We start from the raw sequence: 13890 nt of genomic DNA on the forward strand, positions 1-13890 counted from the left end.
AGGATCACCTGTTTTCGGTGTCATTGGGGGGCTAATCATGGAGGACGTCATCAAGCAGATTGTTGATGCAGAGAAGCAGGCCGAGGAGAGGATCGAGAGGGCCAAGGAGGAGGCCAAGGAGATAGTCCTCAAGGCCCGCGAAGAGGCCAAGCTTCTCGAAAAGAGCATAGTTGAAGAGGCCGAGAAAAACGCAGAATCCCTCATCGAGAAGGCCCGCCTCGAGGGCGAGGAGGAGGCCAGGAGAATACTCGAGGAGGGAAACTCCGAGATCGAGGAGCTCAAGGTCAAGGCCACGAACAACTTCGAGAAGGCCATCTCTGCGGGAATAGCACTCGTGAGAGGGAGCTGAAATGTTCAAGCCTGAAGAGATGGTCAGGGTAGAAGTCATTACGCTCAACCGCTACAAGGACAGCCTTCTAACGTATCTCCACGAGAACGGCATGGTTGAAATAAGGGAACTCGACGTCGAGATAGCCCAGAAGGATTCACCCAACGAGTACCACAGGAAGGCCGCCTCGTACAGCATAACCATCTCAAGGCTCGTTGATTTTCTGAAGGCCTACCGAAAGTCCACCGGGGGCGGCATAAAGGAGTTCATCTTTCCGAAGGAGAGGGCGAGGAAGAAGTACAGGTACGAGGGAATCGAGAAGCTCATCAAGGACGTTGAAGACTTTCTCAGCGCCGTCGAGCCGGAGATAAAGGCGGTTGAGGGCAAGATAACCGCCACCCAGACTGAAATCGAGAGGATAAAGGGCGACATAGCGATACTGGAGCTTCTCTCGGCGCTCAACCTTGACGTTTCATACCTCAAATCGACCGACATGCTCGAAATCGTCGTTGGAACCGTTGACAGGAACAAGTTCAAGCCCCTCGTTGAGGAGGTAACCAGGGCCACGGAGAACAGGGCGGTCATAGTTTCCAAGGATCTGAAGGACAAGGTTCTGGCCGTTTTCGTCTTCCTCAAAGCCGACTACGACAGGGCCAACCCGATTCTGGCCAAGTACTCCCTCGAGAGGCTGGAGGTTCCCGAGGGAGAAGGGACCCCGAGGGAGCTCATAGCGGTCTACGAGGAGAAGCTCCGTGCCAAGGAGGAGGAGCTTGAGAGCGCCAAGAAGGACGCGGAGATGCTTGCCGAGAAGTACTACGAGGACGTCGTCTTCTACCAGGAGCTCATGGAGAACGAGCGCGACAAGTCAACCGTGCTGCCGATGCTCGCCAGAACCAACATGACCTTCGCTTTAACCGGCTGGCTTCCAAGGAGCGATGTCCCCAGGGTCCTTGAGGGTATCAAGAGGGTGACCAACGGCACGGCCTACATCAACATCAGGGAGCCGACCGAGGAGGAGCTCGACGAGATTCCGATAAAGCTCAAGAACCCCGGCTGGGCGAGACCCTTCGAGATGCTCACCGAGATGTACGGCGTCCCCAAGTACAACGAGATAGACCCGACGCCGATAATAACCTTCACCTACTCGTTCTTCTTCGGATTCATGCTCACCGACTTCATGTACGGTCTCATAATAGCGATAATAGCCGCGCTCCTCGTCAAGGGACACAAGAAGTTCAACGACGGCACCTACAAGTTCGCCTACACCCTCCTGGTAAGCTCGTTCTTCACGATGGTGATGGGAGTTATCTTTGGCAGCTACTTCGGCAACGCCTTCGACCTCGCGGGATTCACAGTTCCGCGCGTCTGGGACACCTTCCAGGATGCCCTAGTGGTGCTTCAGCTGGCCCTGGCGATAGGTATAGCCCACCTCTTCACCGGCTACACCGTCGGCTTCATAGTCAAGCTCAGGAACGGCGAAACCAAGGATGCGATACTCGACCAGCTCTCGTGGATGCTCATAATACTCGGAATAACCTTCCTGTTCCTTGCCAGTAAGAACCAGTCCCTGAGCATGCCTGGCAAGGCGCTCTTCGGAGTTGGCCTGGTGCTCTTCATACTCAGCGAGCTCAAGAACGGTGCACTGGCGGTTCTCCTGGTCATCTCGGACTTCTTCGGCTTCGTGGGCAGCTGGCTCAGCTACGCGAGGCTCATGGCACTCGCCCTAGCGACCGCAGGAATAGCGATGGTCATCAACATCCTCGTGCAGATGGTCTGGGGCGTGAGCCTCGGCCCCGTTCCCATAGGCATACTCATCGGAATCATACTGTTTGCAGGCGGCCAGCTCTTTTCGGTCGCCATCAACGCCCTCGGAGCGTTCGTTCACTCGCTCCGTCTCCAGTACGTTGAATTTTTCGGTACGTTCTATTCAGGTGAAGGTAAACCCTTCCAGCCCTTCAGGGCAAAAAGAGAAGTTTCCGAGTTGGAGTTTGAAGCTTAAGGAGGTGCATGAAAGATGGACCCGATAGTTTACGTATCCCTCGGTGCGGCCCTTGCCGCAGGAATAGCTGGAGCAGCTTCGGCCTTTGGTGTCGGTATAGCCGGTGCCGCAGCGGCCGGAGTCGTCGCCGAGGATGAGAGGAACTTCAAGAACGCCCTCATCCTTGAGGGTCTGCCAATGACCCAGAGTATATACGGCCTCATTACGCTGTTCCTCATCCTGATGGTCTCCGGAATCCTCGGTGGCGGCTTCAAGTTCACCGACCCGAGCAGCATGGACAACATCGTTAAGAGCGCCATCCTCCTCGGTGCTGGTCTCACCGTCGGCCTCACCGGTCTCTCGGCAATACCGCAGGGAATCATCGCCAGCGCGAGCATCGGTGCAGTCGCCAAGAACCCGAAGACCTTCACCCAGGGAATCATATTCTCCGCTATGGCGGAGACCATGGCCATCTTCGGTCTCGTCGGCGCTCTGATCATGATAGTCACCGGAGTCGGCTTCTGACTCCCGCAAACTTTCTTTATAGGCCAAGGAGGAAGGAGGATGGATGGAGCAGAGCTGATCATCCAGGAGATAAACAGGGAAGCGGAGCAGAAGATACAGTACATACTCAACGAGGCCCAGAAGGAGGCAGAAAAGATTAAGGAAGAGGCGAGAAAGAGGGCCGAAGCGAGAGCCGAGTGGATACTCAGGAAGGCCCAGACCCAGGCCGAGACGGAGAAGCAGCGCATAATAGCCAACGCGAGGCTTGAGGTCAGAAAGAAGCGCCTTGAGGTTCAGGAGGAGCTCATCCAGGAGGTAATAACCGCCCTCAGGGAAAGGCTTGCTGAGCTTCCCGAGGAGGAGTACTTCCCGATGCTCGTTGACCTCACCGTCAAGGCCCTCGAAGAGCTCGGCGGGGAGGCTTGCATTATTCGCTCCAACGTTAAGACCCTGAAGCTCCTTGAGAGCAAGCTCGGGGAGTTCAGGAAGACCGTTGCGGCAAGGCTCGGAAGGGACGTGGAGATAAGCCTCGGTGAGCCGATATCGACCATAGGCGGCGTCCTGGTTGAGACCCCCGACAGCTCTGTTAGGGTGGACAACACCTTCGAGTCAAGGATAGAGAGGTTTGAGAGCGAGCTCAGGGCAGAGATAGCCAAGGCTCTCTTCGGGTGAGGTTAATGGAAGCAGGAGCCGTAAGCGGAATCCTCAACACGACGCTGGCTGTAGTATTCGTGTGGGTGGGATACAAGACGGCCAGGATAGTCTGGAAATACACTCCCTACTCGTACCCCAACGCCAGGATAAAGGCCATGGAAGCGAAGCTCCTCACCGAGCAGCGCTTCAACGAGCTGGCCGAGAGCAGAACGCTGCAGAACTTCGTCGTTAGCCTAGAGGACACCGACTACAAGGACTACCTCACCGACGTTTCGAGCTACACCGTCGAGGAGATAGAGAGAGCCCTGGAAAAGGCCCTTGCCGGGACCTACGAGCTGATGATTAAGATCCTCCCGAAGAGGGTTAGCCCGTTCTTCAGGTTCATGCTCGAGGAATGGGACGTCAGGAACATAGCCAGCGTGGTTAAGGCCAAGTTCGCCGGCGAGGTTGCGGGCGACTACGTCATGGAGATCGGTCCGATGCTCCCCAAGGTCAAGGCCATGGCAGAGGCAAAGACCATGGAGGAGATACTCGTAATCCTTGAGGGCACCCCCTACGAGGAACCCTACCAGAGACTGCTCCTCGGGGAGATATCGCTCCAGGAGTTTGAAACCGAGCTCTACAGGATGCACTACGGAAAGCTCCTCAGGTATGCTCTCTCGAGGAAGGACGACGAGCGCGTTATCCTCGAGGAGTTCGTCAGGCTCAAGATAGACAAGACCAACATACTCACCGTCCTCAGGGCAAAGTCGGCCGGAATGACCGCGGAGGAGATAAGGCCGCTGATAATCCCCGGCGGAAGCGTAAAGCTAGACCCGCTCCTCCACGTCGACGACCTGAGCATGGCTTTGGCCGAGCTGGACTCAACGAAGTACGGAAAGGTCATCAGGGACGTCAGGGAGGAGGTCGAGAGGGATCTCAGCGTCCTCGAGAGGGCCCTTGAGAGGCACATCCTCGAGAGGATGAACGAGCTCAACAGGTTCTACCCGCTCAGCGTTGCCGCACCGCTCAGTTACATCCTCCAGAGGGAGAGGGAACTCAGAAAGCTCAGGGCGATAGCGAAGCTCATCGAGGACGGCGTTCACCCTGATAGGATAAAGGAACTCGCGGGTGATGTTGCATGAAGATAGCCGTGCTTGGCGATAAGGACACCGCGCTCGGCTTCAGGCTGGCCGGTGCCCATGAGGTTTATTCCTTCGACGACACCCCGCTTGATATGGAGAGGCTCCGGAACAAGCTGAAGGAGCTCGTCGAGAGGGACGACATCGGAATAATCCTGATAACCGAGAGATTCGTTGGGAAGGTTGAACTTCCGGAGGTTACCGTTCCAATCATTCTTCAGGTGCCGGACAAGTCCGGCTCCAAGCTTGGTGAAGAGGCGATCAAGGAGATAGTTAGAAGGGCAATTGGTGTTGAGCTGAAGAGGTGAAGGGAAATGGGAAGGATAATTCGTGTTACCGGTCCGCTCGTCGTTGCCGACGAAATGAAGGGCTCCAAGATGTACGAAGTGGTTCGCGTCGGCGAAATGGGACTCATAGGAGAAATCATCCGCCTTGAGGGCGATAGAGCCGTCATCCAGGTCTACGAGGAGACCGCAGGTATAAGGCCCGGGGAGCCGGTCGAGGGAACCGGCGCCTCGCTGAGCGTTGAACTCGGTCCCGGACTGCTCACCGCAATGTACGACGGTATCCAGAGGCCGCTCGAGGTCCTCAGGGAGCTGAGTGGTGACTTCATCGCGAGGGGTCTCACCGCCCCCGCTCTGCCGAGGGACAAGAAGTGGCACTTCACGCCCAAGGTCAAGGTCGGGGACAAGGTCGTTGGCGGCGACGTCCTCGGTGTTGTTCCCGAGACCAGCATCATCGAGCACAGAATCCTCGTCCCGCCCTGGGTGGAGGGCGAGATAGTAGAGATAGTCGAGGAGGGCGACTACACCATCGAGGAGGTCATAGCCAAGGTCAAGAAGCCGGACGGGAGCATTGAGGAGCTCAAGATGTACCACCGCTGGCCCGTCCGTGTCAAGAGGCCCTACAAGAAGAAGCTCCCGCCCGAGGTTCCGCTCATCACCGGCCAGAGGACGATAGACACCTTCTTCAGCCAGGCGAAGGGTGGAACCGCGGCAATTCCCGGTCCGTTCGGTTCAGGAAAGACCGTCACCCAGCACCAGCTCGCCAAGTGGAGTGACGCGCAGGTCGTCGTTTACATAGGCTGTGGCGAGCGCGGAAACGAGATGACCGATGTCCTTGAGGAGTTTCCCAAGCTCAAGGACCCGAAGACCGGAAAGCCGCTCATGGAGAGGACGGTTCTCATAGCCAACACCTCGAACATGCCGGTCGCCGCGCGTGAGGCTTCAATCTACACCGGAATCACCATAGCGGAGTACTTCCGTGACCAGGGCTATGACGTGGCTTTGATGGCCGACTCGACGAGCAGGTGGGCGGAAGCGCTCCGTGAGATTTCTGGCCGTCTCGAGGAGATGCCCGGTGAGGAAGGTTACCCGGCATACCTCGCGAGCAAGATAGCGGAGTTCTACGAGCGTGCCGGTCGTGTCGTTACACTCGGAAGCGACGAGAGGATTGGAAGTGTTTCCGTCATCGGTGCGGTCTCACCGCCCGGTGGAGACTTCAGCGAGCCGGTCGTCCAGAACACCCTCCGCGTCGTCAAGGTCTTCTGGGCACTCGATGCCGACTTGGCCAGGAGGAGGCACTTCCCGGCCATCAACTGGCTGAGGAGCTACTCCCTCTACATCGACGCCATCCAGGACTGGTGGCACAAGAACGTTGACCCCGAGTGGAGGAAGATGCGCGACCAGGCAATGGCGCTCCTCCAGAAGGAGGCCGAACTTCAGGAAATCGTCCGTATCGTCGGTCCGGATGCGTTGCCGGACAGGGAGAAGGCCATACTCATCGTGACCAGGATGATACGTGAGGACTTCCTCCAGCAGGACGCCTTCGACGAGGTCGACACCTACTGCCCGCCGAAGAAGCAGGTCACCATGATGCGCGTTATGCTCAACTTCTACGACAAGACCATGGAGGCCGTCGACAGGGGAGTTCCGGTTGACGAGATAGCCAAGCTCCCGGTCAGGGAGAAGATAGGCCGTATGAAGTTCGAGCCCGAGATAGAGAAGGTCGCGGCGCTCATCGATGAGACGAACGAGCAGTTTGAGGAGCTCTTTAAGAAGTACGGAGCGTGATGCCGATGCCGGGAATGGAGTACTCAACCGTTAGCAAGATTTACGGGCCGCTCATGATCGTCCAGGGCGTCAAGGGCGTCGCCTACGGTGAGGTCGTTGAGATTGAGACCGAGAGCGGTGAGAAGAGGAAGGGACAGGTTCTCGAAGCCAGGGAGGACATGGCAATCGTCCAGGTCTTCGAGGGAACGCGCGACCTCGACGTCAAAACGACGCGCGTCCGCTTCACCGGTGAGACCCTCAAGGTCCCGGTCAGCATGGACATGCTCGGCAGGGTCTTCAACGGTATCGGAAAGCCGATCGACGGAGGCCCGGACATAATCCCCGAGGACAGGCGCGACGTCCACGGTGCTCCCCTCAACCCCGTCGCCCGTGCCTATCCTAGGGACTTCATCCAGACCGGTGTCTCCGCCATAGACGGAATGAACACCCTCATCCGCGGTCAGAAGCTGCCCATCTTCAGCGGTTCTGGATTGCCACACAACATGCTCGCTGCCCAGATAGCTAGGCAGGCTAAGGTCCTCGGTGAGGAGGAGCAGTTCGCCGTCGTCTTCGCGGCGATGGGTATCACCTACGAAGAAGCTAATTTCTTCAAGAAGAGCTTCGAGGAGACCGGTGCTATCGAGAGGGCGGTCCTCTTCCTGAACCTCGCCGACGACCCGGCCATCGAGCGTATCATCACCCCGCGTATGGCACTCACCGTTGCGGAATACCTCGCCTACGACTACGACATGCAGGTCCTGGTTATACTCACCGACATGACCAACTACGCCGAAGCTTTACGTGAGATTTCCGCCGCTCGTGAGGAGGTTCCCGGAAGGCGCGGTTATCCAGGTTACATGTACACCGACTTGGCGACAATCTACGAGCGTGCCGGCCGTGTCAGGGGCAGGAAGGGTTCCATCACCCAGGTGCCCATCCTGACGATGCCGGACGACGATATCACCCACCCGATTCCAGATTTGACCGGTTACATCACCGAGGGACAGATAGTTCTCAGCAGGGAGCTGCACAGGAAGGGTATCTACCCGCCCATTGACGTCCTTCCGAGCCTCAGCCGTCTGATGAAGGACGGTATCGGTAAGGGAATGACCAGGGAGGACCACCCGCAGCTCAGCCAGCAGCTCTACGCGGCATACGCCGAGGGACGCTCCCTGAGAGACCTCGTTGCAGTCGTCGGTGAAGAGGCCCTCAGCGAGACCGACAGGAAGTACCTCAAGTTCGCGGACAGGTTTGAGCGCGAATTCGTCGCCCAGAGGTACGACGAGGACAGGAGCATCTTTGAGACCCTCGACCTCGGCTGGGAGCTTCTCGCCGAGCTTCCGGAGAGCGAGCTCAAGCGTGTCAGGAAGGAATACATCCTCAAGTACCACCCGAAGTACAGGAAGAGGGAGGGCTGACCTCCCTTCAACCCTTAGGTGGTCGAGATGGCAGAGCTGCTCAACGTCAAGCCCACCCGTATGGAGCTCCTGAACCTCAAGAGGCGCATTAAGCTGGCCAAGAAAGGTCACAAACTCCTCAAGGACAAGCAGGACGCCCTCGTCATGGAGTTCTTCACGATATACGACGAGGCCCTGAGCCTCCGCGAGGAGCTGGGCATGAAGATGGCCGAGGCCTTCGCGGCCCTTCAGGCGGCGGAGATAGACGTCGGAACGCTGCGCCTCAGGGAGATAGGCCTCTCCGTGAAGCCCAACAGGGAGGTCGAGATAAGAAGGAGGAACGTAATGGGCGTTCCGGTTCCTCTCATCGAGGCAGAGTCCTTCAGGAGGAGCACGAACGAGCGCGGCTACGCACTGGTGTCGAGCTCGGCCAAGGTGGACCTCGCCGCCGAGAAGTTTGAGGAGGTTCTCGACCTAGCCGTCCGTCTCGCCGAAGTCGAGGAGACCCTCAAGAGGCTCGCGAAGGAGATAGAGGTCACCAAGAGGCGCGTCAATGCCCTCGAGTACATCATAATCCCGCGCATGGAGGCGACGGTGAAGTTCATCAAGCAGCGCCTCGACGAGATGGAGCGCGAGAACTTCTTCAGGCTCAAGAGGGTCAAGGCGTTGATCGAGGCCAGAACCCAGGCTGAGGGTTCGTGAAGCAACAACCCTTTTATTTCCAGTCTCCCTTTTCTTCTTGGTGGTGACATGACGGAAAAGCTGTTCTACAAGAACGCCTACCTCTGGGAGGCCGGCGCGAGGGTTGAGAGGGTCGAGAAAAGGGGCAAGAGAGTGAGAATCCTACTCGACAGGACGATTTTCTATCCGGAAGGTGGGGGCCAGCCCTCCGACAGGGGGATAATAGCCGGCGAGGGCTTCAGGATAACCGTCGAAAAGGTCGAGGGGAAGGACGAGATATGGCACGAGGGAAAACTTGAGGGCCGCCTTCCCGAGGCGGGCGAACCGGTGAGGCTAATCCTCGATGCCGAGTGGCGCTACGAGAACATGCGCCAGCACACGGGACAGCACATACTCTCGGCGGTTTTCAAGGAGCTCTACGACGCCAACACGACTGGCTTCCAGATATTCGAGGGATACAACAAGATAGAGATAGACTATCCGGGCGAGCTTACGTGGGAGATAATTCTTGATGTTGAGAGAACCGCCAACGGAATCGTCTGGTCGGACCTTCCGGTTGAGGTGGAAGTTTACGAGAATCTTCCCGATGAACTCAGAAAAAAGCTCCGGAAGGAGCTCTCCGATAAAGTCAAGCCCCCGATAAGGATAGTCTCAATTCCGGGGGTTGACGTCATTCCCTGCGGCGGAACGCACGTGAGGAGCACGAGAGAAGTTGGCATCATAAAGGTCGTTAACTTCTACCGGAAGAGCAGGAAGCTCTGGCGCATCGAGTTCGTCTGTGGAAACAGGGCTCTGAAATATCTGGACGAGCTTATGGCGGACTACTGGCAGAGTCTCGATGAGATGCCGAACAAGAATCGCCCGCTCGTCGAGCGCGTGAGGGAGCTCAGGGCCGAAATCGGGAGGCTTGAGGAGGAAAAGGACGGCCTTAGAAGGGAGCTCTGGAGATGGAAGGCCAAAGCCTTGCTGAACAACGCCGAGGAAATCGACGGGGTGAAGGTGGTCTCGTACATCGAAGACGCCCCCATGAAGGACGCCCAGGCCTTCGTGGTTTACCTCGTTGACAAGAACCCCAAGACGGTAGCCCTCGTGGCCGGCGAGAACTACGTGATATTCGCCAAGAACCGGGAGGTTGAGGGTCTCTCAATGAACGACCTCCTGAAGGCGGTTCTGTCCGAGGTCGGGGGCGGTGGCGGCGGCAGTGAAACCCTCGCGAGGGGTGGGGGGTTCAAGGTGTCACCGGAGGATGTCCTAAACCTCGCCCGCAGACTTGTCGGGGATTACATTGAGTGACGTTCTTTTCCCCTTGTTTTTCAGACTTTAGAACTTGTTGCGCATGGCTTTAATTAAAAGTAAAACTTTTTAAGCGTTGTCGAGAATTCTTACTGACGCTCGTTAGCGATGGTACGTGTCTCCCTGTTGGGGGGTCGGTGGTTGTCCCTGCGGAGAATAGTGCTTAGATACGCCATTGTAACCCTGTTCATTGCCCTCGTCCTCGGTTATGCAATAAAGGGGGTTGAGGAGAGGCTGGCTTATTACGAGGCCGTTGGCTTCTTTCAGTTCAATCCAAACGCCGGGAAGGTGATAGCTGCAGCGGAAAAGGTGGGCATGGACCCGATTGAGTACTACGTCAAATATATTGCCCCAAAGAACCATCCTGAGCTTGCCATGTCCTCCCTCCACGTGGGTTTGGATTACATGGCGATCATAGTGAAGAACCTCTTTGGACTCTCCACACAGGAGTCCGGGGGTCATCTCTACGGCTTTGAGAGACTGGGCTGGGATCACATCTACCGCACGTTGCTTTTCTTAGTCCTTGCGGATGTTTCCGTGGTGCTCTTGGCTCTCCTCCTGTCATTTAGGGCCGTGAGGAGCGAACGCTTCTACGGCTTCCTGCAGATGGCGGCGAGAACTTTCAACGGCATCCCTGTTTGGTTCTTCGTCGTCCTCTTCTTCCTGCTCATAATCTACTCCCCGATACCGTCGGACCTAGCGAACGGCATCAAGGGCTCGGGTTTGGGAATGCTCGTTTACTTCGCCTTCCCAGTTCTCTCGATACTTCTCGTCGCCTCGTGGGGGCTTGCCGAGGGGATAACCGTCGTCATGAAGGAGGAGTTCGACCAGCCCTACGTTGAGGCCAAGAGGGCAATGGGCCTCTCCGAGATGAGGGTCAAGAGGCACGTCATCCGGGCATCGATAGTCCCGGTGATGTACGTCTGGTTGCAGAACTTCATCGAGATACAGACGCTCATCCTGGTCGTGGATTACCTCTTCAGGCTCAACGGCCTGGGAACCCTGCTCGCATCGGCCCTCGTGATAACCCCAGACAACGTGTTCTTCTACTCCAGGACTTTTGCGTTTGTGGTCGTGGTTCTGGTGCTTTTGAACTTCTTGGTTTCAGTTGTGGTGGAGCTACTCGCGATACAGCTGGAGCCGAGGGGGACGGCATGAGGCGGAGAACGCTCGGTGCGCTGATACTGGCTACATTTCTCCTTTTCACCGCTGTTTCCTACGCCACCCTCGACAGGGAGAGGCTCACCAACTGGGACAACTACCTGTTCTGGCTTGATTATCCCAGGGGTGCCAGGCCCGTGTGGCTCGGCGATTCCTCCAAGTCGGTTGAATTCAGCGGGCAGGTTGAGTACCCCGTAACCGAAAAGGCACCGGTTAACCTGATACTCCACGGAAACGGTGAGGTTTCAATCACGATATTTCGGCCGGACGGTAAGGTAGTTCGCCTGAGCGCCGAAATAAACGGAACCACCAGCGTGAACTCAAACACCGAGCTGGCCCTCCAGGCTAGACGCTTTGCCATTGAGGACCTCGGTCTCAGGAGGGAGGATCTGGCCTTCATAACCCCGACGCAGGCCCTCTTCATGGACGAAAATAGAAATCCCCTGCCCGGAAAATACACCATCCAGATACACCCGAGGAGCGTCGAGGCACAGCTCATCGGAGATACCTATGCCCTCCTTGGAACCGACTACAAAGGCAGGGACCTCTGGGTTGGCTTCGTCGGCTCGACCGTGAACACGCTGATTCTCGCGCTCCTCACGACGGTTCTCGTCATCTTCCTGGGAATCCTCCTTGGAATAGGATCCGGCTACTACGAGACGAGGCTCGGTGATGCCGTATCGGTGATTCTCGAGGCCCTCAACTCGATCCCCTACCTACCACTGGCGATAGCGATAATATTCGTCCTCTCCTCCACGGGCTTTCACGGCAAGCTTGAGATGGGCGTGTTTGAGCTTGCACTAATACTCGCCCTCCTGCTCGTGGGCAAGTTTGCCAGTGCCGTTAAGGGCATCGTCATGCACGAGAAGGTTCAGGAGTACATAGAGTCGGCGAGGGTTCTCGGGGCGAGCGACCTGGGAATAATCCTCCGCCACATAATGAGGGCGGTCCTTCCCTACGCGCTCTCCTACTCCACCCTGCTCTTTGCCCAGATGATAGCGGTCATCTCGATACTGGGCCTCTTCCAGATAATCCCTGGAGCCAACTGGGGTTCCTTCGTGGCCGAGGCCTTCACCCAGAACGCCATCTATTCCCTCTGGTGGTGGCCGCTCTCGCCTTCGATGGCGATAGTTCTAGTGAGCGTGGGACTAACGCTCCTATCAGGTAAGTCTTAGTTATTTGCAGCTTATTCCAAGTTTTTCAAAGACGAGCTTCCTTTGCCACGTTGGGACAGTTGGCTTTGAGAGCTCTCTCTCGGCCTTCTCCCTGTCCATGAGACCGTAGCGGACGAGGGCGGCTATTCTCCTATGCTCGAAGCTATGGCCGTGCCTCTCCCAGTAGCGCTCCAGTGCGGGCCCGAGGACGAGACAGTTGGTTGTGTAGCCCGGCAGCTCCGGGAACTCGAAGGGGAGCCCCTTGAGAACCTCGATCCTCTCGCTCTCAGGCATTAGGGAGAGGAGTCTTATCTGGATTATTCCCCCTTTCATGAGCCTGTATGGGTGGTGGCCGAAGGGGAGCTCGTGGCCGGTTATGATGTAGCGGTAGCCGTTCTTAAGGGCGTATTTCCTCAGCTTCTCCATCGTTCTCTTCGAGCAGCGCCTGCACGGAGACTCCGCCTTCAGAAGGGCATCGCGGAAGATGTCGGAGTAGTCATAGCGGAGGATCTTAAAGGGAACTCCGAGGTGCTCGGCGATTCTCCCGGCGTTCTCCACCGCCTCCTCAGCCATGAGTCCGTGGTCTATCATAACCGCCTCAAGCTCCGGAACCTTGTAAACCTCTTTGGCCAGGTATAGGGCAACTACGCTGTCTTTGCCGCCGGAATAGGCAACGATTGCCCTCTCGACGTTTTCCATGAGCTCTTCGAGCTCCTTCCTTATCCCCTCGCGGTCGAAGGGATGCCTCAGGTAGACCTGGCACTCCCTGCAGAGGGGCTTTCCGTCTATGATGTCTATCTTTGCCGTCCTCTCGTCGTGGATGCAGAGCGAGCACTTGAGCATGGTCGAAGGAAAGAAAGGCCCCTTAAAAATGCTACCGTCCAAGTTTGGGTATCTTGGACTTGGCCTTTCCTATGGTTTCATCCGTCTTCTCCTTGCCCTTTCTCGTTGCAAAGAAGCCAACCGTCGCTATGGCGTTCTGGAGGAGTATTCCGCGGTTGTTCCTGGCTATGAACCAGCCGAAGAGCAGACCGAACGCCAGCCCCCCAAGCCAGAGCGAGAGAATGAACGTGTTGGCGCTCATTCCGTTTGGGCTGAGTGTTACGGAAAACGCCTTGTACGCCAGGGCGAAGGCCACCACGAAAACCGTTTCCAGCAGTATCGAAAGTTTGGTTGCAGTTCCAATGATGCCGAGCACCCTGCTCTCCTCGGTGTACTCGCCTATGAGCCTCTGGTCGTGGAGGCCGTAGACGAGGGTTTTGGTTATGTTTGCCCCGCTCCTGAAGGCCAGAAATCCGAACAGTGCCGCGGTCCATGCGGCCCCCCAGAGCTTCCAGAAGGCCCAGATGCCTACGGCTATCCAGACAACGGTGTAGATCCTTTCAACGCCCTTCTTTTCGTTTTCTGGGATATCTAGCCTCAGGGCCTTTCTCCAGGTCATTCCGGCGAGGCTTCCGAAGGCCCTCATGAGTATCAGGGATAGGTTGATGAACAGAAAAGCGGTTAGGAAGAAGAACGCGAGCATCTCCCGTATCATGTCCATCCCTCCGAAGGGCCTAAAATAAAAG

14 protein-coding genes are annotated in these 13890 nt (G+C 56.9%); 12 read left to right on the forward strand and 2 right to left on the reverse strand.

Translation table 11 applies throughout. The annotated features are described in order from the left end of the window. The first annotated feature begins 37 nt into the window (after positions 1-37). The 12 genes from A3L10_RS09155 (at position 38) to A3L10_RS09210 (ending at position 12343) form a co-directional block, all read left to right on the forward strand. A complete protein-coding gene (locus tag A3L10_RS09155; protein WP_088867321.1) occupies positions 38-349 on the forward strand; it encodes a V-type ATP synthase subunit H in 312 nt (103 codons plus the stop codon). 1 nt (position 350) lies between these two features. Continuing rightward, positions 351-2327: a V-type ATP synthase subunit I gene (locus tag A3L10_RS09160; RefSeq protein WP_088867322.1), complete on the forward strand. Its 1977-nt coding sequence runs from the start codon at positions 351-353 to the stop codon at positions 2325-2327. Positions 2328-2342: 15 nt separating this feature from the next. Further along, a complete protein-coding gene (locus A3L10_RS09165) occupies positions 2343-2831 on the forward strand; it encodes a V-type ATP synthase subunit K (protein ID WP_088867323.1) in 489 nt (162 codons plus the stop codon). A 39-nt stretch (positions 2832-2870) separates the two neighbouring features. After that, positions 2871-3482: a V-type ATP synthase subunit E gene (locus A3L10_RS09170; RefSeq protein WP_088867324.1), complete on the forward strand. Its 612-nt coding sequence runs from the start codon at positions 2871-2873 to the stop codon at positions 3480-3482. Between the two features lie 5 nt (positions 3483-3487). Then, on the forward strand, positions 3488-4588 hold the full coding sequence (locus tag A3L10_RS09175) for a V-type ATP synthase subunit C (RefSeq protein ID WP_088867325.1): 1101 nt from the start codon (positions 3488-3490) through the stop codon (positions 4586-4588). Then, on the forward strand, positions 4585-4893 hold the full coding sequence (locus A3L10_RS09180; RefSeq protein ID WP_088181429.1) for a V-type ATP synthase subunit F: 309 nt from the start codon (positions 4585-4587) through the stop codon (positions 4891-4893). The genes A3L10_RS09175 and A3L10_RS09180 overlap by 4 nt, the downstream gene beginning before the upstream one ends. A 6-nt stretch (positions 4894-4899) precedes the next feature. Then, on the forward strand, positions 4900-6657 hold the full coding sequence (locus A3L10_RS09185; protein WP_088867326.1) for an ATP synthase subunit A: 1758 nt from the start codon (positions 4900-4902) through the stop codon (positions 6655-6657). Positions 6658-6662: 5 nt separating this feature from the next. Then, positions 6663-8054 (forward strand): ATP synthase subunit B, encoded by a 1392-nt coding sequence (locus tag A3L10_RS09190; protein WP_088867327.1) that lies wholly within the window; start codon positions 6663-6665, stop codon positions 8052-8054. Between the two features lie 27 nt (positions 8055-8081). Beyond that, complete coding sequence (locus A3L10_RS09195; protein ID WP_088867328.1) at positions 8082-8735, forward strand: V-type ATP synthase subunit D; 654 nt, start codon at positions 8082-8084, stop codon at positions 8733-8735. Positions 8736-8783: 48 nt separating this feature from the next. Further along, entirely contained in the window at positions 8784-10007 is a 1224-nt protein-coding gene (locus A3L10_RS09200) for an alanyl-tRNA editing protein (protein ID WP_088867329.1), read from the forward strand. Between the two features lie 141 nt (positions 10008-10148). Next, positions 10149-11165, forward strand: coding sequence for an ABC transporter permease subunit (locus tag A3L10_RS09205; RefSeq protein ID WP_157726927.1), 1017 nt, complete (start codon positions 10149-10151; stop codon positions 11163-11165). Then, positions 11162-12343, forward strand: a complete 1182-nt coding sequence (locus tag A3L10_RS09210) for an ABC transporter permease (protein WP_088867331.1) — start codon at positions 11162-11164, stop codon at positions 12341-12343. The genes A3L10_RS09205 and A3L10_RS09210 overlap by 4 nt, the downstream gene beginning before the upstream one ends. Here A3L10_RS09210 and A3L10_RS09215 read toward each other — a convergent pair whose 3' ends face one another. Continuing rightward, positions 12344-13165, reverse strand: coding sequence for an ATP-binding protein (locus A3L10_RS09215; RefSeq protein WP_088867332.1), 822 nt, complete (start codon positions 13163-13165; stop codon positions 12344-12346). Positions 13166-13196: 31 nt separating this feature from the next. After that, a complete protein-coding gene (locus A3L10_RS09220; protein WP_232460973.1) occupies positions 13197-13865 on the reverse strand; it encodes a hypothetical protein in 669 nt (222 codons plus the stop codon). Positions 13866-13890 lie beyond the last annotated feature (25 nt).

Source organism: Thermococcus radiotolerans (assembly GCF_002214565.1).
Classification (GTDB): Archaea; Methanobacteriota_B; Thermococci; order Thermococcales; family Thermococcaceae; genus Thermococcus; species Thermococcus radiotolerans.

Coding starts and splice junctions, on each gene's coding strand:
- A3L10_RS09220 (WP_232460973.1), bottom strand. CDS start 13,865: ATGGACATGATACGGGAGATGCTCGCGTTCTTCTTCCTAACCGCTTTT.
- A3L10_RS09175 (WP_088867325.1), top strand. CDS start 3,488: ATGGAAGCAGGAGCCGTAAGCGGAATCCTCAACACGACGCTGGCTGTA.
- A3L10_RS09180 (WP_088181429.1), top strand. CDS start 4,585: ATGAAGATAGCCGTGCTTGGCGATAAGGACACCGCGCTCGGCTTCAGG.
- A3L10_RS09165 (WP_088867323.1), top strand. CDS start 2,343: ATGGACCCGATAGTTTACGTATCCCTCGGTGCGGCCCTTGCCGCAGGA.
- A3L10_RS09215 (WP_088867332.1), bottom strand. CDS start 13,165: ATGCTCAAGTGCTCGCTCTGCATCCACGACGAGAGGACGGCAAAGATA.
- A3L10_RS09190 (WP_088867327.1), top strand. CDS start 6,663: ATGCCGGGAATGGAGTACTCAACCGTTAGCAAGATTTACGGGCCGCTC.
- A3L10_RS09155 (WP_088867321.1), top strand. CDS start 38: ATGGAGGACGTCATCAAGCAGATTGTTGATGCAGAGAAGCAGGCCGAG.
- A3L10_RS09200 (WP_088867329.1), top strand. CDS start 8,784: ATGACGGAAAAGCTGTTCTACAAGAACGCCTACCTCTGGGAGGCCGGC.
- A3L10_RS09210 (WP_088867331.1), top strand. CDS start 11,162: ATGAGGCGGAGAACGCTCGGTGCGCTGATACTGGCTACATTTCTCCTT.
- A3L10_RS09170 (WP_088867324.1), top strand. CDS start 2,871: ATGGATGGAGCAGAGCTGATCATCCAGGAGATAAACAGGGAAGCGGAG.
- A3L10_RS09195 (WP_088867328.1), top strand. CDS start 8,082: ATGGCAGAGCTGCTCAACGTCAAGCCCACCCGTATGGAGCTCCTGAAC.
- A3L10_RS09185 (WP_088867326.1), top strand. CDS start 4,900: ATGGGAAGGATAATTCGTGTTACCGGTCCGCTCGTCGTTGCCGACGAA.
- A3L10_RS09160 (WP_088867322.1), top strand. CDS start 351: ATGTTCAAGCCTGAAGAGATGGTCAGGGTAGAAGTCATTACGCTCAAC.